The organism is Microvirga sp. P4_G7, from assembly GCF_056401005.1.
Genome location: NZ_JBFUKD010000746.1, coordinates 1 through 1,704, shown reverse-complemented (window position 1 = coordinate 1,704; position 1,704 = coordinate 1). Strand labels below are relative to the sequence as shown.

The window sequence follows — 1,704 nt, the reverse complement described above, 5'->3', positions numbered from 1 at the left end:
CAGTCACGCGCGCGCAAAACATGCGTCCCGGGTTGGTAGTTTTCAGCAGCCAGCTTGTCGGACCATCGGTCCAGAATCCAACGTTGGTTGATCAGTTGGTGCGCTTTGACGCCGCTACCGAGATCAGTTCCATGCGACACGCCCTCGAGGTGAATAACCGTAGATTCCGGCTGATAAACGACTCGCAGGCCCTTTTCACGAATTCGGAACGCAAGGTCCACGTCTTCGTAATACGCGGGAACGAGAGCTTCATCGAATCCACCCAGTTCGTCAAACAGCTCGCGCCTAACAAGAATTGAAGCCCCGGAGCAGTAGTCGACGTCTCGTATGTAGTTGAACTCAGGTCTATTAGGATCCTGGCCGCGCCCGTAGTTCCAGCCCGATGCATCGGACCAAATGATGCCGCCCGCCTCTTGGAGCGTTCCATCAGGAAACAGCAATTTGGATCCCGCCATGCCGATATCGGGATGCCGATCGAGTGTCTCGACAAGCGCCTCGATTGAGCGGTCGTTGAGGATAGTATCGTTGTTAAGAAAATAAAGGTACTTGCCCTTTGCCTGCCGCGCCGCTGAATTGCAGCTGAGCAGAAAACCCATGTTTCGCGGATTGACGATCAATCGCAATCCCTCGACTTCATCCAGACGAGACGTATCGTCGGGACCCACGTAGGCGTCGTCGACAACGATCACCTCGATGGACGTTTGCGGGAGGTGGTCGGCGAGTGACTTCAGGCACTGTAGGGTCGTCTCGACCTGCCCATAGGTCGGTATGATGACGGACACTGTCGGTTCAGGATCACATGGGAGAGAGATCGTGCTTGCCGCGATGAGGCCGAATGCGCCGATGTCGCTGCTCTGCAGCCCGCGGGCGGCCTGCAACGCGCGAAACTCTCTAAATCGCCGCGGAAGCTGGAAGGTCGCAGTCCACCAAGCGAGTCTAGCAACCTTGCGTGCGCCGCGGGCAAGGGCTGGTGACCTCTTTCCAAACGCACGCAATGGATCCATTGCCTTCCAAGTCGTGCTTCCGAGTACAGCCTGCAGTTCCCTTCGGACCTCGTCGAGCTGCGCCTCGGTATGTCGGCGCGATGTTGACTCGGCGTCTGCCTTGTCGCGAATCTGATCGATGCTTTCCTGCAGAGTTTTTACCCAACCTTCGTGCAGGCTGATCCGAGCCGCCTGCAGCTTGATGGTCCTCTGCGCCGCCGTGAGTTCGCTCAGAGTAGTCTTTAAGTGAGCCTCAAGTGACGTGGGCCTGCGCTTCGAATCTGCGAGCTCCTCAGTAAGCCTTCTAGCCTCGGCCTCGTAGTGATGCGCTCGCCTTGACAGCCCATCTACGTCGCTTTCATAGACATAGACACTGCTCTCCAAYCCCGCGATAGGAGCACTTGACGCGACTGCGACCATATAGGGCGCGCGAGCCAGGTGCCTGCTGCCCTCAATAAGCTTGTCACTTCGCCGCTCGTAGCAAAAGGGAGACCGATCGTTCTGATTGCCCAGTATGACTGAGCCGATCATCGCGCGCTGCGCGTTGATCGCCACGTTCGGGAAGTGCCGCAACAGCAGTTGTTCAAATTCGTCGCGCGTCAACTCCAGAACATGAAAGGGATTGGGCTGAGTCCCAATGGGCGAGTACGCGTCACGGTCGGGTGTACTGATGATCAGCATACCGTCCGGGCGAAGTACCCGACGGAGCTCTCCCAGGAAC

The 1,704-nt window shown here is 57.5% G+C and carries 1 protein-coding gene; it reads right to left on the bottom strand.

Features of this window, described 5'->3' with window-relative positions; all coding sequences use genetic code 11:
* On the bottom strand, window positions 1–1,664 hold a 1,664-nt coding region (locus AC1DT3_RS20260; RefSeq protein WP_477467006.1), incomplete at its 3' end, for a glycosyltransferase family 2 protein.
* Window positions 1,665–1,704 lie beyond the last annotated feature (40 nt).